Consider the following 21,632-nt stretch of genomic DNA (forward strand, 5'->3'; position numbering starts at 1 on the left):
AGGAGCGTCCGTGCGGATCGAACATTTTCTGACGGCGAAGGCCGCTGCCCATCCAGCCAAAACGGCATTGATCACCGAGCACAAAAGGCTGTGCTACGAAGAGCTGGACGATCTCTCGAGCCGCCTGGCCGCCGCCCTTTTCATGAATGGCATCAGGCGCGACGACCGGGTGCTGATCTTCATGGACAATTGCTGGGAGGCTGCGGTTTCGATTTTCGCGGTTCTTAAAGCAGGCGCGACTTTCAGTCCGATCAACGCATCCACCAAGGCCGAAAAGCTGGCCTACATCATCGCCGATTGCGACGCCGCTGCGATCCTCACCCAGGCAAAATTGATGCCCGTGGTCGCCGAGGCGTCCGGATCCTCCGGCAAAACGTCCTCCGGCAAGACCGGCATCTTCGTGGCTTCCACCGTTGCCGACGATAACCAATGCCCGGCAGGAGCCACATCCCTGGCGGATTGCTTGACGTTCCAAGCCAGGGAGATCGACCATCGCGGCGTTGACGTCGATCTTGCGATGTTGATCTACACCTCGGGTTCGACCGGCCGGCCCAAGGGTGTGATGATGACGCACCGCAATTGCGACGCGGCGGCCGACTCCATCACCACCTACCTGCGCAACTCGCCCGACGACATCATCTTGAATGTTCTGCCCCTCGCTTTCGACTACGGCCTCTACCAATTGCTGATGGCAGTCAGGCTCGGCGCCACGCTCGTGCTCGAGAAGTCCTTCGCTTTTCCCCAGGCGGTCTTTGAGCGCATCCGCCAGGAAGGCGTCACCGGGCTTCCGCTCGTGCCCACGATGGCAGCGATGATCCTGCAGATGAGGGACCTGGCGCCGGGCTTCCTGCCCAGCCTTCGGTATATTTCCAACACGGCGGCTGCCTTGCCGCCGCCTCACATAGAACGCCTTCGGTTCCTTTTCCCCAGTGTCAGGCTCTATTCGATGTATGGCCTGACGGAATGCAAGCGCTGCACTTATCTGCCGCCAGAGGAGCTCGACCGCCGGCCGGGCTCGGTCGGAATAGCCATTCCGAACACCGAAGCCTTTGTCGTCGACGACGAGGGGCAACGGGTGCTGCCGGGCGTAGCAGGTGAGCTGGTCATTCGCGGGCCGCACGTCATGCAGGGTTATTGGCGAAACGAAGCTGCGACGGCACGAGCCCTGCGCCCGGGTCCGAACCCTTGGGAGAAGGTTCTCTACACCGGCGATCTGTTCAGGGCCGATGAGGAAGGCTTTCTTTATTTCGTCGGCCGCAAGGACGACATCATAAAGTCGCGGGGAGAGAAGGTGGCGCCCAAGGAAGTGGAAGCCGTGCTTCACGCTCATCCGGGCATCGCGGAAGCGGTGGTTGTCGGTGTGCCGGATCCCGTGCTCGGGCATGCGATCGGCGCAGTTATCGTACGGTCCGACCCGGCGCTTAGCGAAAAGGATATCATACGCCACTGTGCACGCCACCTTGAGGACTTCATGGTCCCCAAGGTCATCGAGTTCCGCCGCGAGCTGCCGAAGACCGATACCGGCAAGGTCAGCCGTCGGCTTGCGGCAGAAACCATGGAGGCCGCGCAATGAATGTTCGCCCGAACGATGATGCGCGGACCTTTCTGGCGCAGGCTCTGGCGATCGACCTGGCCACCGAAACGAACCGTATCGTAACGGCCCTGCGCCAGCAGTTGCGCGGGCTTCGCAAGCGGGGCCTTGTGCTCGGTCTTTCGGGAGGGATTGATTCGAGCGTCTCGGTCGCGTTGGCGGCACGAGCCGTCGGCCGCAAGAATGTGCTTTGCCTGTTCATGCCGGAAAGCGATTCCGATCCTGAAAGTTTGCGGCTCGGCCGCCTCGTCGCCGAAACTTTCGGTGTCGAGGCTGTGACGGAGGATATCGGGCCGATCCTGCGCGCAATGGGCTGCTACAAGCGTCGCGACGCCTTCATCCGCGAATTGGTCCCGGAATACGGCGAAGGCTGGGCCTCGAAGATCGTGATCGCGAACGCCCTTGAGGGCGGGGGCTACAATATCTCGTCCCTGGTGGTGCAGGATCCCGAAGGCAAGCAGACGAAACTGAGAATGCCGCTGCCTGTCTATCTCGGCGTCGTCGCCGCTACCAATATGAAGCAGCGCACCCGCAAGCAGATTGAATACTATCATGCCGATCGCCTGAACTTCGCCGTTCTTGGAACGCCGAACCGGCTGGAATATGATCAGGGTTTCTTCGTGAAGAACGGTGACGGCGCCGCGGACGTCAAGCCGATCGCCCACCTGTACAAAACGCAGGTCTATGCGCTGGCGGCCCATCTCGGTGTTCCGGAGGAAATCCTTAACCGGCCTCCGACCACCGATACCTACTCGCTGGCGCAGACCCAGGAGGAGTTCTACTTCTCGCTGCCCTATGACCGTATGGATCTTTGCCTTTACGGTCTCAACAACGGCGTGGCGGCTGAGGTAGTGGGGCAGGCGGCGGGGTTGGCCGCCACACAAGTGGAACGCGTCTGGGCCGATATTGTCGCCAAACGCAAGGCGACGCGTTATCTGCACCAGCGTCCGCAACTCATTGATGACGTAGAGGAAATCGGTACCTGATAGACAGGTGAAGCGGTGTGCACGGTTCGATTTGAATGCGTCCGGCTTTAACTGAAACGGCTGCCGATCAGCCGGCTCCACTGCTCGCCCGCAAGCCCGTTCAGGAAGACTTGCGAGTTCTTCATGGCGTCCAAAAGCTCTGGATCACGTGAATGTACCACCGTTGAGGCAACGGTCAGGAAAGCGATGCGTCGTCCAAGCATCGCCTCCAGAAGTGCAGGTTGAATGCGTCCGCGCAGGCCGCTGACGCCGCGCGCGGCGGCGTGATCGATCAGGCAGTCAATCACCGGGCCCGCCTGGCCGGGGAGGGCGAAAATCTGCAGCACGCGACCAATTTCATACTTCCGTGCGTAATAGGCGAAAGCGCCGATATTGGTGCCGACTGGCGACGTCACACAAACGTAGACAAGCTCGCCCAGATCCGGCTTTTGTGCCGCATCGGTCAGGATGTGGTCGAGTTGGCCTTTCGTCCAATATGGGCGCAGGGCGAATTGAGCGGTAAACGGTTCGATGAGCCTGGCAAATGTGTGGCTGTCGATTTCGGATGTATGAAATGCTCCGTGGCCTGCCCCGTCCACCGCCACACCCGACCAACGTCGTTCGCTGGACGTCATCCTCCTGCAATAAAATCGGTCAACTGTACGCGCCAACGGATTGAGCATTCGCGCAAGCGCCATGCGATTGGCGGAAAGGCTGAGCATGAAGGCCGCGGGGCGCATCACGCGCACCCAGTCAAGGCTGTATTGCGGCAGGACCACGCCGCGCAGCCGGGTCCACAATTTCACGGAGATATCGTTGGCCGTCTCGCTGAAGGAGATGTCCTGCGGACCATCCAGGTAAGCTTTCAGCAAGCGAGCGCCGGCCAGCGGGTCGTGCTCGTGGTCCTCGACCATGAGCGAGCTACAGATGGCCGCGCGTAGTTGTCGGCCGTTGAACGTCATCGGCAGGACGTGGACGCCGACAAATCCGGAGACGCGACCGGCGTCGTTGACATGGACAAGCGACCGGAGGTTGTCTCCGCAACCGGGCGCATCCAGATAAAACCGTTTCATGTATTCCACGAGAGAGGCCGGCGCTTCGGTCCTCTCCTTCAACAGCACGCGCTGAAACATGTTCGCAACTGCCGGGAGGTCGGCGCCTTGCAAGGCGCGAATGACGCTCAAGCCCAGCTCCCGCCACCAAAGTCCCGTCCACCGAGCTTCCGGACCAAGGCGACGCGAGGCACGAGAATATCGGACGCGAGTTCCAACTCGACGCCTATGAAGCCGTGCAACCTCGACCAGTTGCGATCGCCCCGGTGACTGAACGGAGTGCTGAATTGCTGCGGCAAGGTGGACCCTTTGCTTGACCGACGAAAACCGGCGTCATTGCTGCTAGCAGATTCAGGTAAACCGATATTAAAGTCGTTGCTTTGAATGGTAGCGAAACGAGTTTGTCCGGCCCCATATCTGGACATCAGCGATTTCGTTCCTGGCGGAATTTATACAAACCTGCGGGCATGAGTTGCGTGCTCCACCTCGAACCGGTTCGGCTGGCCAAAGTTTCGCGTGGCGGCTCTTGACTGGGGGCGCGGGCGTAATACGGTGAGGACAAATACCGGCTCTGGCCGCCGGGCGGCAAGAATGCCTCGTATGCCTCGCCTTGCGGCGGTGGCTGCGGGGCATTGTCATTTTGAGGCTTTGCTTGAAACGGCATATCGAGATCGGCATTCTCTATTCGCGGTCCGGCAACTACCGGCTGGTGTCCGAATCCTGCCGTGCGGGCGCGATGAACGCCATCGCCGACGTCAACGCCGATCCCGCTATCCCATTCGAATTCGTCCCGGTCGAGCGCGACCCGCAGGGTAATATCGATCGCTATGCAAGCGGCTGCGCAGACATTCTCGCCAACAGCGGCGCGCGTCACATCATTGGCTGTATCACCTCGTGGAGCCGCAAGGAGGTCATTCCAATCCTGGAAAGGGCAGGCGGCACGCTGTGGTACGCCTGCCCGTACGAGGGCTTCGAAGCCAACGAACATGTCGTCTACACGCACGCCTGCCCCAATCAGCATCTCGTACCGCTGCTTGCCTATGTCGTGCCTCGTTTCGGCGCCGACGGCTTCCTGCTCGGTTCCAACTACATCTGGGGTTGGGAGACCAACCGCGTGGCGCGCGACCTGATTGCGGACGCCGGCGGCAAGGTGCTGGGCGAACGCTATCTGCCGCTCGGCGAGGTCGATGTTGCGAGGCTGATCGCGGAGATACAGGCGACGAGACCTGATTTCATTCTGAACAATCTCATCGGCCCTTCTTCTTATGCCTTCATCGCTGCCTATGCCGAGCTTGGCCAGCGCGACCCGCATTTCGGGCCGGAGCGTTGCCCGATCCTGTCCTGCAATCTCACGGAATGCGAATTGCCGGCGCTCAACGGGGCAGGCGATGGCCATCTGTCCGTTGGGCCCTATTTTCACGACATCTCGGAGGTGGATCGCGGAGCGGCTTCAGTGTCTTCCGTCATGCCTGCCTCATCCTTCGAGGCGGCGGCTTATGCCTCGGTGCGCACCCTCGCCGAGATCCTTACCCGCAGCCCCGATGCGCAATGGATGGATCTTCCCAAGGTCTTCGCCGAAACATCATTTCGAACGCCGCTGGGCGACATCGCCATCGACCCGCAAACCCAGCACACTACCTTGCCGGTGCAGATCGGACGTATCGATGGAACATCGTTCAAAACGGTCACGCTGACGAAGGGCGTGGCACCCGATCCCTACCTTTCCCGCTATGACCGGACGGAGACGTTCGGGCGGCCACGCCTGCGGGTAGTGTCGTGAGCAAGATGGCGCGTATCCCGAACCTTGGAGGCGCCAGGGCTTTTGTCCTGCATCGTCCACATCCGACCGTGCAGGCGATCACAAGGCAATTGTCGGCCATCGGCCTAGAGGCGATTGGCTTCTGGCCGGAACTGCCGGCCGAAGCCTTGGCGGCGGACTTCGTCTTCTTCGACGTCGACCTCGGCTTTGACGAGCAATTTCCGTGGAAACCGGGCGAGGCACCGATGCCGCTGATAGCGCTGATCGGCTCCGAGGCGCCGGGGCGTGTCGAATGGGCACTGTCGCACAAGGCCGATGCCCAATTGCTGAAACCGGTCGGCAATGCCGGCGTCTATAGCGCGCTTTTGATCGCAAGGCAGAGTTTCGAGGCGCGCAAGCTTCTGGCCAGCGAGATTGCCTCGCTTCGTCAGCGGGTCGCGGAGCGCCAGACCATCGTACGCGCCGTGGAGGTCTTATCGAAGGGCGCCGAGGACGGCCGCGCCTATGCGCAGCTCCGCTCGCTGGCGATGAGCTGGCAAATCAGCGTCGAGGACGCCGCGCGCAGGATCGTGGCGATGACACAAGAAGAAGGCGACGATGACCAATCCGGTCGCGCGTGAGCTTTCAGCCGCCGGGCGTATGCCAGCCAAGCCTCGCGCCGGCGTCTGGCGACGTCTGCTAAAACGGCCTCTCGCTTTGCTCGGCCTCGGGATTATTGCCATTGTCTTGGCCGGCGCCATTCTTGCACCGTGGCTGACAGGCTACGATCCGAATGAGCAGATGTTTGACGGGCTTACGCTTGAAGGCGCGCCACTGCCGCCGGGAGCCCAGTTCTGGCTGGGTACCGACCTGCTTGGCCGCGACCTGCTGACCCGTCTTCTCTTCGGCGCGCGCACGTCGCTGATCATCGGCATCGTCGCCAATGGCGTGGCGCTTCTGATCGGCACGCTGGTCGGCATCACCGCCGGCTATTTCCGCGGCTGGATCGGCAGCGCGCTTATGCGCTTCACCGATTTGATGATGGCTTTCCCGGCGCTGCTGCTCGCAATCTGCCTAGCGGCGGTGCTCCAGCCGAGCCTGTGGATCGTCGCCATGGTGATCGCATTGGTGAACTGGGTGCAGACCGCCCGCGTCATCTACACCGAGACAAGTTCGCTCTCCGAGCGCGAGTTCATCGATGCCGAGCGCACCATCGGCGCAAGCGCCCCACGCATCCTGTTTCGCCATATCCTGCCACACCTTTTGCCGACGATCATCGTCTGGGGCACGCTCGGCATCTCGACGACGGTGCTTCTGGAAGCGACGCTCAGCTATCTCGGCATCGGGGTGCAACCGCCGACTGCTTCCTGGGGCAACATCATCTTCGAAAACCAAACCTATTTTCAGGCAGCGCCCTGGCTGGTTTTCTTTCCCGGTGCGGCGATCCTGGCGCTGGCGCTGGCCTTTAACCTGGTCGGCGATGCGCTGCGCGACATCCTCGATCCGACGCAAAGGGGGCGGGCATGATCGCCTATCTCGGCCGCCGCATTGTCCAGTCGGTGCTCATCCTACTCGGGGTGTCGCTGATCACCTTTGCGCTGCTCTACCTCCTGCCGGCCGATCCGGTCCGCCAGATCGCCGGCCGCAGCGCCACGCCCGAGACGGTCGAGAACATCCGCCGGCAGCTCGGCCTCGACCAGCCCTTCGTCGTCCAGTACTGGCACTATCTGACCAGCCTCCTCAGCGGCGATCTGGGGCGCTCCTACATTCAGCGCTCGGAGGTCACGGAGCTTATCGTCTCGCGGCTGCCGGCAAGCCTGCTGCTGATGCTCGGCGCCATTGCCTGCGAAGTCGTGATCGGGCTGACGATGGGCCTCATCGCCGCCGTCAAGCGTGGCACCGCCACCGACCAATCGCTGATGGTCGCCTCCTTCGTCAGTGTTTCGGCGCCGCAATTCGTCGTCGGCCTGCTGCTGCTTTATGTGTTCGCGGTGCGGCTCGGCTGGTTCCCGATCGGCGGTTACGGCACCTGGCGTCATCTGGTGCTGCCCTCGCTGACCATGGGAATTCTCGGCGCCGGCTGGTACGCCCGCATGATGCGCTCGTCGATGATCGACGTGCTGCGCCAGGATTACGTGCGTACCGCGCGTGCCAAGGGTCTTGCACGCAGCGCCATTATCTTCCGGCACGCGCTGCCCAACGCCATCCTGCCGGTCATCGCCATGATCGGCATCGACATCGGCATCTTCATGGGCGGCATCGTGGTTGTCGAAAGCGTGTTCGGCTGGCCAGGCATCGGCCAGCTAGCCTGGCAGGCCATTCAGCGCATCGACATTCCGATCATTATGGGGGTCACCCTGGTTTCGGCCTTTGCCATCGTGCTCGGCAATCTCCTGGCCGACACTGTCGCACCTTTCATCGATCCACGCATCAAGCTCAGATGAAAACCAAGAAACCAGAGAAGGGAACATGACATGAGAAAATATCTGATATCGACCGTGGCGGCATCGGCGCTTGCGCTGGTGCTTGGCATGACAAGCGTACGCGCCGAAGACGCCGTCGATCCGAATGCCAAGCAGGGCGGTGCGATCACCATCACCTACAAGGACGACGTCGCCACGCTCGATCCAGCCATCGGCTATGACTGGCAGAACTGGTCGATGATCAAGAGCTTGTTCGACGGGCTGATGGACTACGAGCCGGGCACCACCAACCTGCGGCCCGACCTTGCCGAGAGCTACGAGATTGCGCGCGACGGCAAGACCTTCACCTTCAAACTGCGCCAGGGAGTGAAGTTCCACAATGGCCGCGAGATGACCGCCGACGACGTGAAATATTCGCTCGACCGGGTCACCAATCCAAAGACACAGAGCCCGGGTGCCGGCTTCTTCGGCTCGATCAAAGGCTATGACGACGTCGCTGCCGGCAAGGCGGAAAGCCTGGCCGGCATAACCGTCGTCGATCCCTACACGATCAAGTTCGAGCTGACGCGGCCCGACGCCACCTTCCTGCATGTCATGGCGATCAACTTCTCGCATGTCGTGCCGAAGGAAGAGGTCGAAAAATACGGCGCGGACTTCGGCAAGCATCCGGTCGGCACCGGCGCCTTCAAGCTCGCCGAATGGACACTCGGCCAGCGCGTGGTCTTCGAGCGCAACCCGGATTACTGGCACAAGGGTCTGCCGCATCTCGACAAGATCACCTTTGAGATCGGCCAGGAGCCGATCGTGGCGCTGCTGCGGCTGCAGAAAGGCGAGATCGACGTTCCCGGTGACGGCATTCCGCCGGCGAAATTCCAAGAGGTGATGGCCGATCCCGAGCAGAAGGCCCGTGTCGTCGAGGGCGGCCAGTTGCACACCGGCTATATCACCATGAATACCACCATGGCGCCCTTCGACAATGTGAAGGTACGGCAGGCGGTCAACATGGCGATCAACAAGGACCGTATCGTCCAGCTGATCAACAACCGTGCGGTGCCGGCCAATCAGCCGTTGCCGCCGTCGATGCCTGGCTATGACAAGGAATTCAAGGGCTATCCCTATGACGTGGCCAAGGCCAAGGCCTTGCTTGCCGAGGCCGGGCATCCCGACGGATTTGACACACAGCTGTTTGCCATGAACACCGATCCCAACCCGCGCATCGCGCAAGCCATTCAGCAGGATCTGGCGGCGGTCGGCATCAAGGCCAGTATCCAGTCGCTCGCGCAGGCCAACGTCATCGCCGCCGGCGGCGACAAGGCCGGCGCGCCGATGATCTGGTCCGGTGGCATGGCCTGGATCGCCGACTTCCCCGATCCGTCGAACTTCTACGGCCCGATCCTGGGCTGCGCTGGTGCCGTCCCGGGCGGCTGGAACTGGTCGTGGTATTGCAACAAGGAGCTCGACGCCAAGGCGGCCGAAGCCGACTCCATCGTCGACCCGGCCAAGGCTGGCGAACGCGCCAAGATGTGGAGCGAGATCTACGGCAAGATCATGGAAGACGCGCCTTGGGCACCGATCTTCAACGAGCAGCGTTTCACCATGAAATCAGCTCGCATGGGTGGCGCCGACAACCTCTATGTCGACCCGGTCCACATTCCGATCAACTACGACAATGTGTATGTGACCGATGTGCAATAACTGCGACTACACCATCCACGGGCGCCACCATCATTTCGGCTGGGACAATTCCTTTGTCCCGGTCGAACGGGTGGCGCCAGGGTCGACGATCGAGTTCCAGTGCCTGGACTCGTCCGGCGGGCAGCTGACGATGGAGAGCACCGTCGACGACGTTGCCTTGCTCGACTTTGCCAAGGTGAACCCGGTCACGGGGCCAATTTATGTCGACGGGGCGGAGCCGGGCGATGCCCTGAAAATCACCATCGAGGCGTTCAAGCCGTCGGGCTTCGGCTGGACGGCGAATATCCCGGGATTCGGTCTGCTGGCGGATGACTTCACTCAACCGGCACTAAATATCTGGAACTACGACGCCGCCTCGCTCGAACCGGCGCTGTTCGGCAAGAACGGCCGGGTGCCGCTCAAGCCCTTCGCCGGCACCATCGGCAATGCCCCGGCTGAGCCGGGCCTGCATTCGGTGGTCCCGCCGCGGCGCGTGGGCGGCAATCTGGATATCCGCGATCTCGCTGCCGGCGCGGTGCTCTACCTGCCCATAGAGGTCGCGGGAGCGTTGTTCTCGGTCGGCGACACGCACGCCGCGCAAGGCGACGGCGAGGTCTGCGGCACGGCGATCGAGAGCCCGATGAACGCCGTGCTGACGCTCGATCTGGTCAAGGATGCCCGGCTGCGGACGCCGCGTTTCACAACGCCCGGTCCGGTGTCGCGGCATCTCGATACCAAGGGCTACGAGGTGACAACCGGTGTCGGGCCGGATCTGATGGACGGCGCCAGGAGCGCCGTCTCCCAGATGATCGACCTGCTCTCCGGCCGCTACGGGATGGATCCGGTAGATGCCTATATGCTCGTCTCGGTTTGCGGCGACCTGCGCATCAGCGAGATCGTCGACATGCCCAACTGGGTGGTTTCGTTCTACTTCCCCCGCTGCGTCTTTGAATGAACGTGGAGGACATCAAACGATCCGGGCAGGCCGCCGCGGAGAGTGGCTCCATCAGGCCGGTACTCAGCGTCTCAGGTCTGAGCGTCGCCGTGCGTGGCGAGGAGGGCGAGCGCGACGTCGTTTCCGACCTAACATTCGGCCTGATGCGCGGCGAAACGCTTTGCATTGCCGGCGAGTCCGGTTCCGGCAAGTCGATGACGGCGCTGGCCATCATGGGCTTGCTGCCGCAGCCGGCGGCACGCATCGGATCAGGCTCCATCCGGCTCGGCGATCAGGATCTCGCGGCTCTCAGCGAGAGCGGCATGCGCCGCATCCGCGGCAACCGTATTGCCATGATCTTTCAGGAACCGATGACATCGCTCAATCCGGTTCTGTCCATCGGCCGTCAGCTCACGGAGGCGATCGAGGCACACACCTCGCTGTCGCGCTCCTACTCGCGGCTGAGGGCGCTCGAGGCGCTGAAGGCAGTCCGAATTCCGGATGCCGAACGGCGGCTCGAGCACTATCCGCACGAACTCTCAGGCGGCATGCGCCAGCGCGTGATGATTGCAATGGCTCTGGCCCTGAACCCGGACGTGCTGATCGCCGATGAACCGACGACCGCCCTCGACGTCACCGTTCAGGGCGAGGTGCTGGAGCTGCTGCGCGACCTGCAGCGCGAGCACGGCACCAGCGTTATCCTGATCACGCACGACATGGGCGTCGTCGCCGAGATGGCGGACCGCGTCATCATCATGCGCGACGGCCGGATGGTCGAGCAGGGCAGGGCGGCTGACATCTTCAATCGCCCGCAGGCCGACTATACACGCGAGCTTCTGGTCGCCGTGCCGCGTATCGGCGGCGGACGGACGGCCGAAGACCGACAAGATGCCACCAACATGCCGGCCGAGCTTATATCTGTCAGCGATCTTCACGTCCGCTTCGACCTGCACGGCGGCTTCTTCGGCCGCGTTGACCGCAGGGTGCACGCGGTCGAAGGCGTCAGTTTCTCGATCGCGCCGCACGAAACCCTGTCGCTGGTCGGCGAATCGGGCTGCGGCAAGTCGACGACAGCCAAGGCGATCGCCGGGCTGGTGCCCTACACCGGCAGCATTTCAATCGGCGGCCACGACTTGTCGGCGCTCAACCGCAAGGAGCGCAAGGCTGTGCGCCGCAATGTGCAGATGATCTTTCAGGATCCCTTCGCGTCCCTCGACCCGCGCATGCGAGTAGGCGATCTCGTCGCCGAGCCTCTGCTGATCCACGGCCTCGGCGACAGAGAGCAACGGCATGCCCAGATCGCCGCCCTGTTCGAACGCGTCGGCCTCTCCGCTGACCAGATGGAGCGCTACCCCCACGAATTCTCCGGCGGGCAGCGCCAGCGAATCTGCATTGCACGGGCGCTGGCGCTGCGACCGAAGCTGATCATTGCCGACGAAAGCATTTCTGCCCTCGACGTGTCGGTGCAGGCGCGCGTGTTAAGATTGCTGAAGGAGCTGCAGCGCGAATTCGGCGTCGCATATCTCTTCATCTCGCACGATATGGCAGTGGTGGAGAACATCTCCGATCGCGTGGCGGTAATGTATCTGGGGCAGATCGTCGAGATGGGCACCTGCGACCAGATCTTCTCCAACCCGTGCCATCCTTACACAAAGCGGCTGATCGAAGCCGTTCCGGTTCCCGATCCAGGCCAGCGCCGCGCCCGGTTCGCCCGTTTGGACAGCGAAATTCCAAGCGCTGTGCGGCGCATCGGTGAGGAGCCCCGGAAACTCAAGCTTGAAGATGTTGGCGACGGCCACCTCGTCGCCACTTGATCGAACTTAGGCTGCCTCGTCCAGCCAATCCCGCAGAGGCTCAGGGACAGCTGCATATGTAATGTTCGAGTGGTGGAAATGATCGGCGATGGCGCTGCCGCGGCAGTGCCGTTGGGCGATGCCGAGTTGGCAAGATCACCAGTTTACATCTGACATGTTAGCATGCTAACACTACGTGCACATTGATTTCAACGGAGATCGCATTGGCTTCCCGCTTTGGTCTTTCGGTTGCCCTGACCACACCCTTCGACCCGTCGGGGAAGATAGCGCTCGCGCCGATGATCGCGCACGCCCGAGCCTGCCTTGGCGCCGGCTGCAGCAGCGTGACGCTGTTCGGCACCACTGGCGAAGGGGCCTCGGTTGGCACCGACGAGCGGCGGATCGTCACCGACGCCATGCTGGCGGCCGGTATTCCGGCACATCAGCTCGTCGCCGGAGTGCTGGTCGATGCAGCCGAAGATGCCGCCGATCAGGCCCGGCACGCTTTACAGCGCGGCGTTCGCAACATTCTGCTCGCCCCGCCGAGCTACTTCAAGAATGTCGGCGAGGACGGGCTGTTCGGTTGGTTTTCCGCCGTCTTCACCGCACTCGGTTCGCTGGCGCGCGACGTGCTCCTCTATAACATCCCCTCAGTCACCATGGTGCCGCTTCCGCTTGGGCTGATCGGCCGGCTGCGCACCGCTTTTCCCGCTGTGGTGGCCGGGGTGAAGGATTCCGGCGGGGACTGGAGCTACAGTGAGGCGCTGCTTGAAGCGCACGGCGATCTGGTGATCCTCATCGGCGACGAACGGCATCTGGCGAGAAGCGTGCGCCGTGGCGGACAGGGTGCGATTTCCGGCATGGCTAATTTTGTTACCGGCGAAATCCGCGCAATGGTCGAAGAGGGCCGCGACGACTCACGCGTCGAGGACTTCGTGCTCGAATTGCTCAAATACCCGGTCACGCCGGCGGTGAAGGTCATGGTCGCGCGCAAGACCGGCGACGAGCGCTGGCTGGCGGTCCGCCCGCCCCTGGAGGCGATCGATCCGCAAGGACAGCGGCAGCTTGCCGCTGCCTACGACAGGCTGTTTGCGACAGAGGCCGCCTGACCGACAAGGCCGGGCTGACCGACAAGGAAGCGAGCTGAAGTGGAAGACGGCAGCGAACCGATCACTCTCCGGGAGAAAGCCTATGCCAGCTTCACGCGGCATTTGCTAGCCCGTGATCTGCGGCCGGGGCAGTTCGTGTCACAGCGCGAACTGGTCGCTTTCACCGGGCTGCCGCTGGGTGCCATTCGCGAGATCGTCCCGCGTCTCGAGGCCGAGGGACTGCTGACCACCATCCCGCAGCGCGGCATGCAAATCGCGCATATCGATATCAATCTGATCCGCGAGGCGTTTCAGTTTCGATTGTTCATGGAACGCGAGGCAGTGGCGCTATTCACGACCAGCGCTTCTGACGCCGAACTTGCCAGCATGCGGCGCGAACATGAGGAGATGCTGGCTCAAGCTCTGGGACAGGCGCCGACGCCGGAAATGGAAGCCAAGGCCCAGAACATCGACTGGGCCATGCACGACACCTTCATCAATGCGCTCGGCAACGAGATTATCGCCAAAGCCTATCTGGTCAACTCGGTGAAAATCCGGCTGATCCACCAGGAACGTTTCCGCATCGACGGCCGTGTGGTGCCGGTGATGCGCGAGCATTTGGCAGTCATCGAAGCCATGGAGAGCCGCAATCCGCAAAAAGCGGTTGAAGCGATCAGTCTGCATATCGACAATGCGCGCCGGCTGGCGCTCCAGATCTGAGGAAATATAGCCGCGCCGCGGTTCGCGGCGCATCCACAACGACAGCAACCGGGAGGAAGAAATGTCGTCCAATCTGTTCAACCCAACCAGGAGGCAACTCCTTGCCGGAACCGCAGCGCTCACCGCTGCCGGCCTTGTGGGGCTTCGCCCCGGCTTTGCCGCAGGCGTTGACTGGAAACGCTTTGCCGGGACGACGCTTGACGTCAATCTGGTGAAAAGCCCGCGCAGCGACACGATCCTGAAATATCTCGCCGAGTTCGAGGAACTGACCGGCATCAAGGTCAATGCCGAGGCCACGCCCGAGCAGCAGCAGCGCCAGAAGACGGTGATCGAATTGAGCTCGGGCAAGCCGAGCTTCGACGTCGTGCATCTGAGCTACCACGTGCAGAAGCGCCAGTTCGAGAAGGGTGGGTGGCTAGCCGACATCGCCGGCTACCTCGCCGATCCGTCGCTCACCGACCCGGCGCTTGTCGAAAGCGACTTCGCCGAAGCCGGCATGCTGTTTGCCAAGGACGGCCAGGGCGTGCTGCGCTCGCTACCGTTCTCGGTGGACTACTGGATCCTCTATTGGAACAAGGAGCTGTTCGAGGCCAAGGGCCTCAAATACCCCGAGACCTTCGAGCAACTGGTGGCCGCTGCCGAAGCGCTGACCGACCCGTCGACCAATACATACGGCTTCGTCGCCCGCGGGCTCAAGAACGCAAACACGCCGGTGTGGACGTCGCTGATGCTCGGCTACGACATGACGCCGCTAGATGACAAGGGCAAGCTGCGCACCGAGGCTCCCGAGGCGATCGAGGCTGCCGCGCTCTATCAAAGATTGATGACCAAGTCCGCCCCTCCGGGCGTTACCGGGTTCAATTGGGCCGAAGCACAGTCTGCCTTCCTGCAGGGCAAGATCGGCATGTGGCTCGACGGCGTGGGCTTTGCCCCCCCGATGGAAAATCCGGAAAAATCGAGGGTGGTGGGCAAGGTCGGTTACGGCGTGATGCCCAAGGGTCCCAAGGCGCATGCCTCAGGCACCTTCGGCGACGGGATTGGCGTTACCGCCGCCAGCGAGAAGAAGGAGGCCGCCTATCTGTTCTGCCAGTGGGCGGTATCGCCAACCATGGGCGCGCGGCTGTTGCAGGCCGGCGCCGGTGTTCCGTTTCGCAAATCCGTGCTGGAAGATCCCAAGGTGCGCGAAGGCGTCACCATGCCGGCAAGCTGGCTTGATGCCGTGGTCGGCTCGGGCAATATCAGCCGGCTGGCGCTGCCGGTCATCATCCCCGTCACCGAATTCCGCGACATCTATGGCGTGGCGCTGACCAACATGATTGCCGGCGCCGATCCCGCCGCGGAGCTGAAGAAGGCCACCGAGCAGTTCCAGCCGGTTCTCGACAGGAGCGAGCAGGGCTGATGTCGGCCACCACCCCAGAACAGACCGGGGTGACGATGCCGGTTATCGACGGGAGCCAGACGATCCGGCTGGCTCCCAACTACTGGCCCTTCGTTGTCCCCGCACTCGTCGTCGTCGGCGCCGTCATCGTCTTCCCCTGGGCTTTCACCCTGTGGATGAGCGTCAACCGCTGGACGCTCGGCCAGTCGCGAAGCTTTGCCGGGATGGAAAACTATCTCCGCCTGGCCAGCGACCCACGGTTCTGGGAATCCCTTGTTCATACACTGACCTACACCTTCCTCTCGGTTGCAGCGCCGATGCTCCTGGGCACTCTGGCCGCCCTGATCTTCGACGCCAGGTTTCCGCTGCGCGGGTTGCTGCGCGGCGTCTTCGTCATGCCGATGATGGCGACGCCCGTTGCCGTGGCACTCGTCTGGACAATGATGTTCCATCCTCAGCTTGGCGTGCTCAACTACCTGCTGTCGCTGGTCGGCATCCCGGCTCAGGAATGGATATTCAATGCCAACACGGTCATCCCGTCGCTGGTTGCGGTCGAGACCTGGCAGTGGACGCCGCTGGTCATGCTGATCGTGCTTGGCGGGCTGGCCTCGGTGCCGCGCGAGCCCTTCGAAAGCGCCGAGATCGACGGCGCCAATGCCTGGCAGCAATTCCGCTATCTCACTCTGCCGATGATCGCGCCGTTCCTGATGATCGCGGTCATCATCCGCACCATCGATGCCTTGAAGAGCTTCGACATCATCTATGCGATGACACAGGGCGGGCCGGGAACGGCGTCGGAGACCATCAACATCTATCTCTACAACACCGCCTTCTCCTACTACGATATCGGCTACGGCTCGGCCATGGCCGTGGTGTTCTTCATTGTCATCGTGGCCCTGTCGTTTGTCCTGCTGATGCTGCGCCAACGCTCGCAGTGGATCGATACGGAGGGCAAATAGATGAGTTCACGGCTGCTCAACCAGATCGGTCTGTTTTTCGCTGCCCTGATTTTCGTCTCGCCGGCGATCCTGTTCTTCCTCTGGATGATCTCGCTGTCGCTGAAATTCGAGATCGACAACGGTGCCTATCCGCCGATCCTGATCCCCGAACGCTTCGCCTGGTCGAACTATGTAAAGGTGTTCGAGGAGAACAATTTCCTGCTCTATCTCTGGAATTCGGTTCTGGTGACCGGCACGGCAACCTTGCTGGCGCTGCTGATCGGCGTACCGGCCGGCTATGGCATCGCACGGCTCAAGGCTGAACGGTCGGCGGTCGTCATCATGATCGCCCGCATGACGCCCGGACTATCGTATCTCATCCCGCTGTTTCTGCTGTTCCAATGGATCGGGATCCTCGGCACGCTGTGGCCGCAGATCATCATCCACCTGGTAGTGACGGTACCGATAGTGGTCTGGGTGATGATCGGCTATTTCGAGACCACGCCGATGGAACTGGAAGAGGCGGCCAACATCGACGGCGCCAGCTCCTGGCAGGTGTTCCGGCTGGTTGCCCTGCCCATCGCCAAGCCGGGCATCGTCGTCGCCTTCATCCTGTCCGTGATCTTCTCATGGAACAATTTCGTCTTCGGCGTGGTGCTCGCCAGCCGTGAGACGCGCACCCTGCCGGTCGCCGTCTACAACATGCTGTCCTACGAGCAGGTCAGCTGGGGGCCGCTCGCCGCGGCGGCGCTGGTGGTGACGTTACCGGTGCTGATCCTGACCATGTTCGCGCAAAGGCAGATCGTCGCGGGGCTGACCGCCGGCGCCATCAAGGGCGGCTGAGGGCGCGCCCTGACATCACTCTTTTCTGGGAAAGATACAATGGCATCGGTAACGATCAACAACGTGCAGAAGGCCTTCGGGGCTACCAAGATCATTCACGACGTCAGCGTCGATATCGCCGATGGCGAATTCGTCATCCTGGTCGGCCCGTCGGGATGCGGAAAGTCAACGCTGCTGCGGATGATTGCGGGGCTTGAAACGATCTCCGGCGGGAAGATCGCCATCGGCGAGCGTATGGTCAACAATCTGCGGGCACGGGACCGGAACATCGCCATGGTGTTCCAGAATTATGCGCTCTATCCGCATATGACTGTGGCCGACAATATGGGCTTTGCCCTCAAGATCAAGAAAGCCGACCCGACCGATACCGCTGGCCGGGTCAGGAAGGCAGCCGGCATTCTCGGCCTGGAAAAGCTGCTTGACCGCTATCCGCGCCAGCTTTCGGGCGGCCAGCGCCAGCGCGTCGCCATGGGTCGCGCGATCGTACGCGACCCGCAGGTCTTCCTGTTCGACGAGCCGCTCTCCAACCTCGATGCCAAGTTGCGCGTCCAGATGCGCGGCGAAATCAAGGCCCTGCACCAGCGGCTGGGTACGACGACGATCTATGTCACGCACGACCAGATCGAGGCCATGACGATGGCCGACAAGATCGTCGTGCTGCATGACGGCCTGGTCGAGCAGATCGGCGCGCCGCTGGACCTTTATGACCATCCGGCCAACCTCTTCGTTGCCGGTTTCATCGGCTCGCCCGCCATGAACTTCATCGCCGGACGCATCGAGGAGGGCGTGTTCCGCAGCGCCGGCGGGTTGATCCTGCCGTTGCCGGAAGGCGCCCAGCCGGCGGATGCCGCGGGACGCGAACTCGTCTACGGCATTCGACCGGAACATATCCGGGCAACCGGGCGGGGCATGCCGGGCACGGTCACGCTTCTCGAGGCGACCGGCTCGGAAATCTTCGCCAGGGTCGACTGCTCCGGTGAAGAAATCTCCTGCCTGTTCAGAGAAAGGCTTGCGCTCAAGCAAGGCGAAGGGGTGCGGATCGAAATCGACCGCGCATGTACGCATCTGTTCGACGCCGAAACTGGTCGGCGCATCTGACTCGCTGGTCCGGTGAATGCGTGGTCGGCCTAGGTCGGCAACGCGAATTCACCGGCGAGTTCGATGGCGCGGCCTTCGCCGGCCGATCTCTGCGCGGCGAGACCCATGACGACGGCCCACCAGCCGTCTTGCAAGGTCACTTCCACCTTGCTCTGTCCGCGCACCGCAGCGGTGAAGCGGACGTGCTCGAAATAGGTCGAACCATTACGGTCGCCTGCCTCGAGCAGCCGGGGATCGACGGGAATCTCCAGCAGTCGTGGTCCAGGCGGATTGCGCGGGCTGACGATCAACTGGGGCACTGGCGCAGGGCCAAGGTGGGTCGGCCAGAAACGGCCTGGTCCGGGCACCAGACATTCGATCTTTCCGTCGCCGCCGACAGCGCAGAGTTCCTCCTGGTAGCGGCTGCCCTCGGCAAACATGCACAGTTCCAGCATGGCGCGCGCGCCGCTCGCGAAATCACCCAGCACATAGCCATGGTCAAGGATATCCGGCCTCTCACCGCCATAGCGTTCGTCGAGATGGTTTACGGCCTGTCCAGCGCTGGCCATCACGCGGACGGGGCCGGATCCGAGGATCAGCCGCATCAGGTCGAAGAAGTGGCAGCACTTCTCGACGAACGTGCCGCCGGTGTTGCGGTTGAAGCGGTTCCAGTCGCCGACCTTGGCCAGAAACGGGAAGCGGTGCTCGCGGACCGTCAGCATGCGGATGCCGCCGGTGGCGTGGCGCGCCTGCTCGACAAATGCGGCGACGGGCGGCATATAGCGGTATTCCATGGCCACCCAGACGAGCGGAAGCCGAGCTTTCAGCGCCGCGATCCGCCCCTCGTCAGCGGCCTCGGTGAAGAGCGGCTTTTCCACCAGCACCGGCAGTGGTCGAAGTGCGGCGATCTGCTCCATCTGACCGAGGTGCTGGTGGTTGGGGCCGGCAATCAAGACGCAGTCTACCTCGTCTATGGCCAGCAGTTCGGCGATCGATGCCGCCGACCGTGCGCCCGACGCCATCGCCAGCGATGCCGCCAACATGCAGGGGTCCGGCTCGAAGATCGCGGCCACATGCGCGTCGCGCAACAGGGCGATGTTGCGGATATGCTCGCGGCCCATCATGCCGGAACCGAGGATGCCCTAGCCGATCGACGATCTGGTCACGTTGCGTCTTCCTCCGGCCTATCTGAAACGCGTGACGTACTGCGCCGCGCCCTTTTCGCCAAGTGAATTGGACGCTGCTGTCATTGGCTTCTCCTGTCGGACAAAAAAGCCTCAATGCAGCGCAAAGAAGCGGTTCAGCGTCGGATTATCGACCGCGAAGCCGCCGAGCAAAAGCTGCTGGAGCCAGTCGCCGACCAGTGGGACGGCCGTGAAGAAGTTGGTGATGACAGTAGCGCCCCAGAACGACATCTGTCCCCAAGGCAGCACGTAGCCCATGAAGGCCGTCGCCATCATCAGCAGGAGGTTGGTGCAACCGAGCACCCACAGCAACTCACGCGGCGCCTTGTACGAACCATAGTAGAGCCCACGACAGATATGGATGTAGACGGCAATGAAGAAGAACGACGCCCCGTTGGAATGGAGATAGCGCAGCAGCCAGCCCGAATTCACGTCGCGCATGATCTGCTCGACCGAATTGAAGGCCAGCCCGTATCAGGTGCGTAATGCATCGCCAGCACGATGCCGGTCAGGATCTGTGAAACCAGCATGATCGTGAGAATGCCGCCGAACGTATAGGCGTAGTTCAGGTTGCGCGGGACGGGATAGACGATGAAGCTGTCGTGCACCAGCCGCGGCAGCGGCAGGCGGGCGTCGAACCAACGTTCGATTCTGGTTTTGGGCGTATAGGTCGAGTGTTTGTTGCCGCTCATCGAAATGCACCCGCCTCAACCGATGCGGATCTTAGTGTCGGAAACGAATTGAAACACCGGTACCGCCATGTTCTCGAGTGCCGGCCCCTTCCGGATGCGGCCGGCGGTGTCGTATTGCGAACCATGGCAGGGGCAGAGCCAACCGCCGAAATCGCCTTCCTGGCCATGCGGGATGCAGCCGAGATGGGTGCAGACCTGGACCATCACAACCCAGGCTTCCTTGCCCGGCGTGGTTCGGTTGGCGTCGGTTGCCGGCGCATCGGCCGGCAGGTTGGCGTTGCGGGCGATTGGATCCTTGAGCTCGGCGAGACTGACTGCCTGGCCGTCCTTCCTCTCTTTTTCAGTGCGGTTGCGTACGACCACCGGCTTGCCGTGCCAGTCGACGATCAGCGACGTTCCCGGCGTCAGCGAGGAGACGTCGACCTCGATCGCGGCGGGCACTTCGACGCGCAATGTGTGCTCGGCTGTGGAGGTTTCGGAAAGGTCGGCCATGATGGCGACTCCTGTTGTTGGAAGCTGCGTCATCGCGTTGGTGGCAATCGAGCAAAAGCAGGCCACGGCTTTCGCCTTTCCAGTCTGCTCATGCCGCGCGGAATATGCCTGCCGTGGCCGGGTGTGAGCCATCGTGCCAACGGCACGTGCGTCCAATACTTTCGTTTAGGATTCCCTGAGCGAAGGACTGGCCGGGCTGTCGATGACGCCATCATGGAAGGTTATGGATTCCTCCAGATAACCGTCGGCCACTGAGCTGGAATGCGCGTCCGGCATTGCGCGCAGCGATCCCGAACTTCAGCCCGACCATACCTCGGCATAGGCACGTCTAGCTGTCGGTGTCGCAGTCGTGGTCTCCGCCAGGTGCGAGTTTCTGGGGCGGCTGTCTCGCGTGGCAGGTTTTCCGCCCGGCGAGGACCAGCGCGATTCAATCGGGTTCAGAAAAAGGGAAAAGCGGTGAAACTCTATTACAGCCCTCTCGCCTGCAGCCTAGCGGACCACATCGCACTGGAAGAAGCGGGTGTTTCCTTCGAGCGCGAAAGCGTGAACCTCAAGACCAAACGAACGGGCTCCGGGGATGATTTCACTACCGTCACGCGCAAGGGCTACGTTCCGGCCCTCGTGCTGGATAGCGGCGAAACGCTGACGGAAAATATCGCCGTCCTCGACTGGATTGCGTCGCAATACCCGCCACTGGGAGTGGCGGGGCCGTTGGGCCGTACCCGCCTTCTCGAAGCGCTGACCTACGTCTCAACTGAAATACACCGAAGCTTCAAGCCGATGTGGCACCAAAGCAGCGATGCCGAAAAGGCCAAGGCGAGCGCGACGATTACGAGCCAACTCGAGTTCTTCGCTGACGGGCTCGAGACCGACTATCTGTTCGGCGACAAACCCAGCGTCGCGGATTTTTATCTTTTCGTGATGCTGCTTTGGGCGGCCCGCTTCCACGTCCCTGTTCCCGCGCCTTTGCAAGCGCTTCGCGCCCGAATGGCTGCCCGACCGGCCGTGCGCATCGCAATGGATCGTGAGGGCCTCGTCTGAAGCCGCGGG

19 protein-coding genes and 1 pseudogene are annotated in these 21,632 nt (G+C 62.2%); 16 read left to right on the plus strand and 4 right to left on the minus strand.

Features of this window, described 5'->3' with window-relative positions; translation table 11 throughout:
- Nucleotides 1-10: 10 nt before the first annotated feature.
- Entirely contained in the window at nucleotides 11-1,573 is a 1,563-nt protein-coding gene (locus tag NKJ46_RS01790; protein WP_352661066.1) for a class I adenylate-forming enzyme family protein, read from the plus strand.
- Nucleotides 1,570-2,577 (plus strand): NAD(+) synthase, encoded by a 1,008-nt coding sequence (nadE, locus tag NKJ46_RS01795; protein ID WP_352661068.1) that lies wholly within the window; start codon nucleotides 1,570-1,572, stop codon nucleotides 2,575-2,577. Before NKJ46_RS01790 ends, nadE begins: the two co-directional genes overlap by 4 nt.
- Before the next feature lie 47 nt (nucleotides 2,578-2,624).
- On the opposite strand, the gene NKJ46_RS01800 is transcribed toward nadE, so the two are convergent.
- A complete protein-coding gene (locus tag NKJ46_RS01800; protein ID WP_352661071.1) occupies nucleotides 2,625-3,740 on the minus strand; it encodes a hypothetical protein in 1,116 nt (371 codons plus the stop codon).
- 520 nt (nucleotides 3,741-4,260) lie between these two features.
- Here NKJ46_RS01800 and NKJ46_RS01805 point away from each other — a divergent pair.
- The 13 genes from NKJ46_RS01805 (at nucleotide 4,261) to NKJ46_RS01865 (ending at nucleotide 18,235) form a co-directional block, all read left to right on the plus strand.
- Entirely contained in the window at nucleotides 4,261-5,388 is a 1,128-nt protein-coding gene (locus tag NKJ46_RS01805) for a transporter substrate-binding protein (protein ID WP_352661074.1), read from the plus strand.
- Nucleotides 5,385-5,987 (plus strand): ANTAR domain-containing response regulator, encoded by a 603-nt coding sequence (locus NKJ46_RS01810; RefSeq protein WP_352661077.1) that lies wholly within the window; start codon nucleotides 5,385-5,387, stop codon nucleotides 5,985-5,987. Before NKJ46_RS01805 ends, NKJ46_RS01810 begins: the two co-directional genes overlap by 4 nt.
- 19 nt (nucleotides 5,988-6,006) lie before the next feature.
- Complete coding sequence (locus tag NKJ46_RS01815) at nucleotides 6,007-6,873, plus strand: ABC transporter permease (protein WP_352661341.1); 867 nt, start codon at nucleotides 6,007-6,009, stop codon at nucleotides 6,871-6,873.
- Entirely contained in the window at nucleotides 6,870-7,790 is a 921-nt protein-coding gene (locus NKJ46_RS01820) for an ABC transporter permease (protein ID WP_352661080.1), read from the plus strand. The genes NKJ46_RS01815 and NKJ46_RS01820 overlap by 4 nt, the downstream gene beginning before the upstream one ends.
- A 30-nt stretch (nucleotides 7,791-7,820) precedes the next feature.
- On the plus strand, nucleotides 7,821-9,464 hold the full coding sequence (locus NKJ46_RS01825; RefSeq protein ID WP_352661083.1) for an ABC transporter substrate-binding protein: 1,644 nt from the start codon (nucleotides 7,821-7,823) through the stop codon (nucleotides 9,462-9,464).
- Entirely contained in the window at nucleotides 9,454-10,398 is a 945-nt protein-coding gene (locus tag NKJ46_RS01830) for an acetamidase/formamidase family protein (RefSeq protein ID WP_352661086.1), read from the plus strand. The genes NKJ46_RS01825 and NKJ46_RS01830 overlap by 11 nt, the downstream gene beginning before the upstream one ends.
- Nucleotides 10,395-12,191: an ABC transporter ATP-binding protein gene (locus NKJ46_RS01835; protein ID WP_352661089.1), complete on the plus strand. Its 1,797-nt coding sequence runs from the start codon at nucleotides 10,395-10,397 to the stop codon at nucleotides 12,189-12,191. The genes NKJ46_RS01830 and NKJ46_RS01835 overlap by 4 nt, the downstream gene beginning before the upstream one ends.
- Nucleotides 12,192-12,394: 203 nt before the next feature.
- Nucleotides 12,395-13,279: a dihydrodipicolinate synthase family protein gene (locus NKJ46_RS01840; RefSeq protein WP_352661092.1), complete on the plus strand. Its 885-nt coding sequence runs from the start codon at nucleotides 12,395-12,397 to the stop codon at nucleotides 13,277-13,279.
- A gap of 39 nt (nucleotides 13,280-13,318) precedes the next feature.
- Entirely contained in the window at nucleotides 13,319-13,978 is a 660-nt protein-coding gene (locus NKJ46_RS01845) for a GntR family transcriptional regulator (RefSeq protein ID WP_352661095.1), read from the plus strand.
- 61 nt (nucleotides 13,979-14,039) lie between these two features.
- The gene (locus NKJ46_RS01850; RefSeq protein ID WP_023674177.1) at nucleotides 14,040-15,377 is read left to right on the plus strand and encodes an extracellular solute-binding protein; all 1,338 of its coding nucleotides are present in this window, start codon (nucleotides 14,040-14,042) and stop codon (nucleotides 15,375-15,377) included.
- Nucleotides 15,378-15,412: 35 nt separating this feature from the next.
- A complete protein-coding gene (locus NKJ46_RS01855; RefSeq protein WP_245274609.1) occupies nucleotides 15,413-16,315 on the plus strand; it encodes a carbohydrate ABC transporter permease in 903 nt (300 codons plus the stop codon).
- Nucleotides 16,316-17,137 (plus strand): carbohydrate ABC transporter permease, encoded by an 822-nt coding sequence (locus tag NKJ46_RS01860; protein WP_352661098.1) that lies wholly within the window; start codon nucleotides 16,316-16,318, stop codon nucleotides 17,135-17,137. It abuts the gene before it with no gap.
- Between the two features lie 39 nt (nucleotides 17,138-17,176).
- Nucleotides 17,177-18,235, plus strand: a complete 1,059-nt coding sequence (locus NKJ46_RS01865) for an ABC transporter ATP-binding protein (protein WP_352661101.1) — start codon at nucleotides 17,177-17,179, stop codon at nucleotides 18,233-18,235.
- A gap of 29 nt (nucleotides 18,236-18,264) precedes the next feature.
- Here the strand turns inward: NKJ46_RS01865 and NKJ46_RS01870 are convergent, their stop codons facing one another.
- The 3 genes and pseudogenes from NKJ46_RS01870 to petA form a co-directional block, all read right to left on the minus strand.
- A complete protein-coding gene (locus tag NKJ46_RS01870; RefSeq protein ID WP_502903348.1) occupies nucleotides 18,265-19,338 on the minus strand; it encodes a Gfo/Idh/MocA family protein in 1,074 nt (357 codons plus the stop codon).
- A gap of 156 nt (nucleotides 19,339-19,494) precedes the next feature.
- A pseudogene (locus NKJ46_RS01875) lies at nucleotides 19,495-20,090 on the minus strand (cytochrome b); the annotation flags it as partial.
- Nucleotides 20,091-20,105: 15 nt separating this feature from the next.
- A complete protein-coding gene (gene petA, locus NKJ46_RS01880) occupies nucleotides 20,106-20,582 on the minus strand; it encodes a ubiquinol-cytochrome c reductase iron-sulfur subunit (RefSeq protein WP_352661104.1) in 477 nt (158 codons plus the stop codon).
- 456 nt (nucleotides 20,583-21,038) lie between these two features.
- Between petA and NKJ46_RS01885 the strand changes: the two genes are divergently transcribed.
- Nucleotides 21,039-21,623 carry a glutathione binding-like protein gene (locus NKJ46_RS01885; RefSeq protein ID WP_352455799.1) on the plus strand — a complete coding sequence of 195 codons (585 nt, stop codon included), beginning with the start codon at nucleotides 21,039-21,041 and terminating at the stop codon, nucleotides 21,621-21,623.
- Nucleotides 21,624-21,632 lie beyond the last annotated feature (9 nt).

The organism is Mesorhizobium sp. M0166 (assembly GCF_040322255.1).
Taxonomy (GTDB): domain Bacteria; phylum Pseudomonadota; class Alphaproteobacteria; order Rhizobiales; family Rhizobiaceae; genus Mesorhizobium.

Bases quoted from the DNA above. Each gene is read 5' to 3' on its own strand.
- nadE (WP_352661068.1), top strand. From the start codon at position 1,570: ATGAATGTTCGCCCGAACGATGATGCGCGGACCTTTCTGGCGCAGGCT.
- NKJ46_RS01820 (WP_352661080.1), top strand. From the start codon at position 6,870: ATGATCGCCTATCTCGGCCGCCGCATTGTCCAGTCGGTGCTCATCCTA.
- NKJ46_RS01870 (WP_502903348.1), bottom strand. From the start codon at position 19,338: ATGATGGGCCGCGAGCATATCCGCAACATCGCCCTGTTGCGCGACGCG.
- NKJ46_RS01835 (WP_352661089.1), top strand. From the start codon at position 10,395: ATGAACGTGGAGGACATCAAACGATCCGGGCAGGCCGCCGCGGAGAGT.
- NKJ46_RS01860 (WP_352661098.1), top strand. From the start codon at position 16,316: ATGAGTTCACGGCTGCTCAACCAGATCGGTCTGTTTTTCGCTGCCCTG.
- NKJ46_RS01855 (WP_245274609.1), top strand. From the start codon at position 15,413: ATGCCGGTTATCGACGGGAGCCAGACGATCCGGCTGGCTCCCAACTAC.
- NKJ46_RS01825 (WP_352661083.1), top strand. From the start codon at position 7,821: ATGAGAAAATATCTGATATCGACCGTGGCGGCATCGGCGCTTGCGCTG.
- NKJ46_RS01815 (WP_352661341.1), top strand. From the start codon at position 6,007: ATGCCAGCCAAGCCTCGCGCCGGCGTCTGGCGACGTCTGCTAAAACGG.
- NKJ46_RS01865 (WP_352661101.1), top strand. From the start codon at position 17,177: ATGGCATCGGTAACGATCAACAACGTGCAGAAGGCCTTCGGGGCTACC.
- NKJ46_RS01850 (WP_023674177.1), top strand. From the start codon at position 14,040: ATGTCGTCCAATCTGTTCAACCCAACCAGGAGGCAACTCCTTGCCGGA.
- NKJ46_RS01830 (WP_352661086.1), top strand. From the start codon at position 9,454: ATGTGCAATAACTGCGACTACACCATCCACGGGCGCCACCATCATTTC.
- petA (WP_352661104.1), bottom strand. From the start codon at position 20,582: ATGGCCGACCTTTCCGAAACCTCCACAGCCGAGCACACATTGCGCGTC.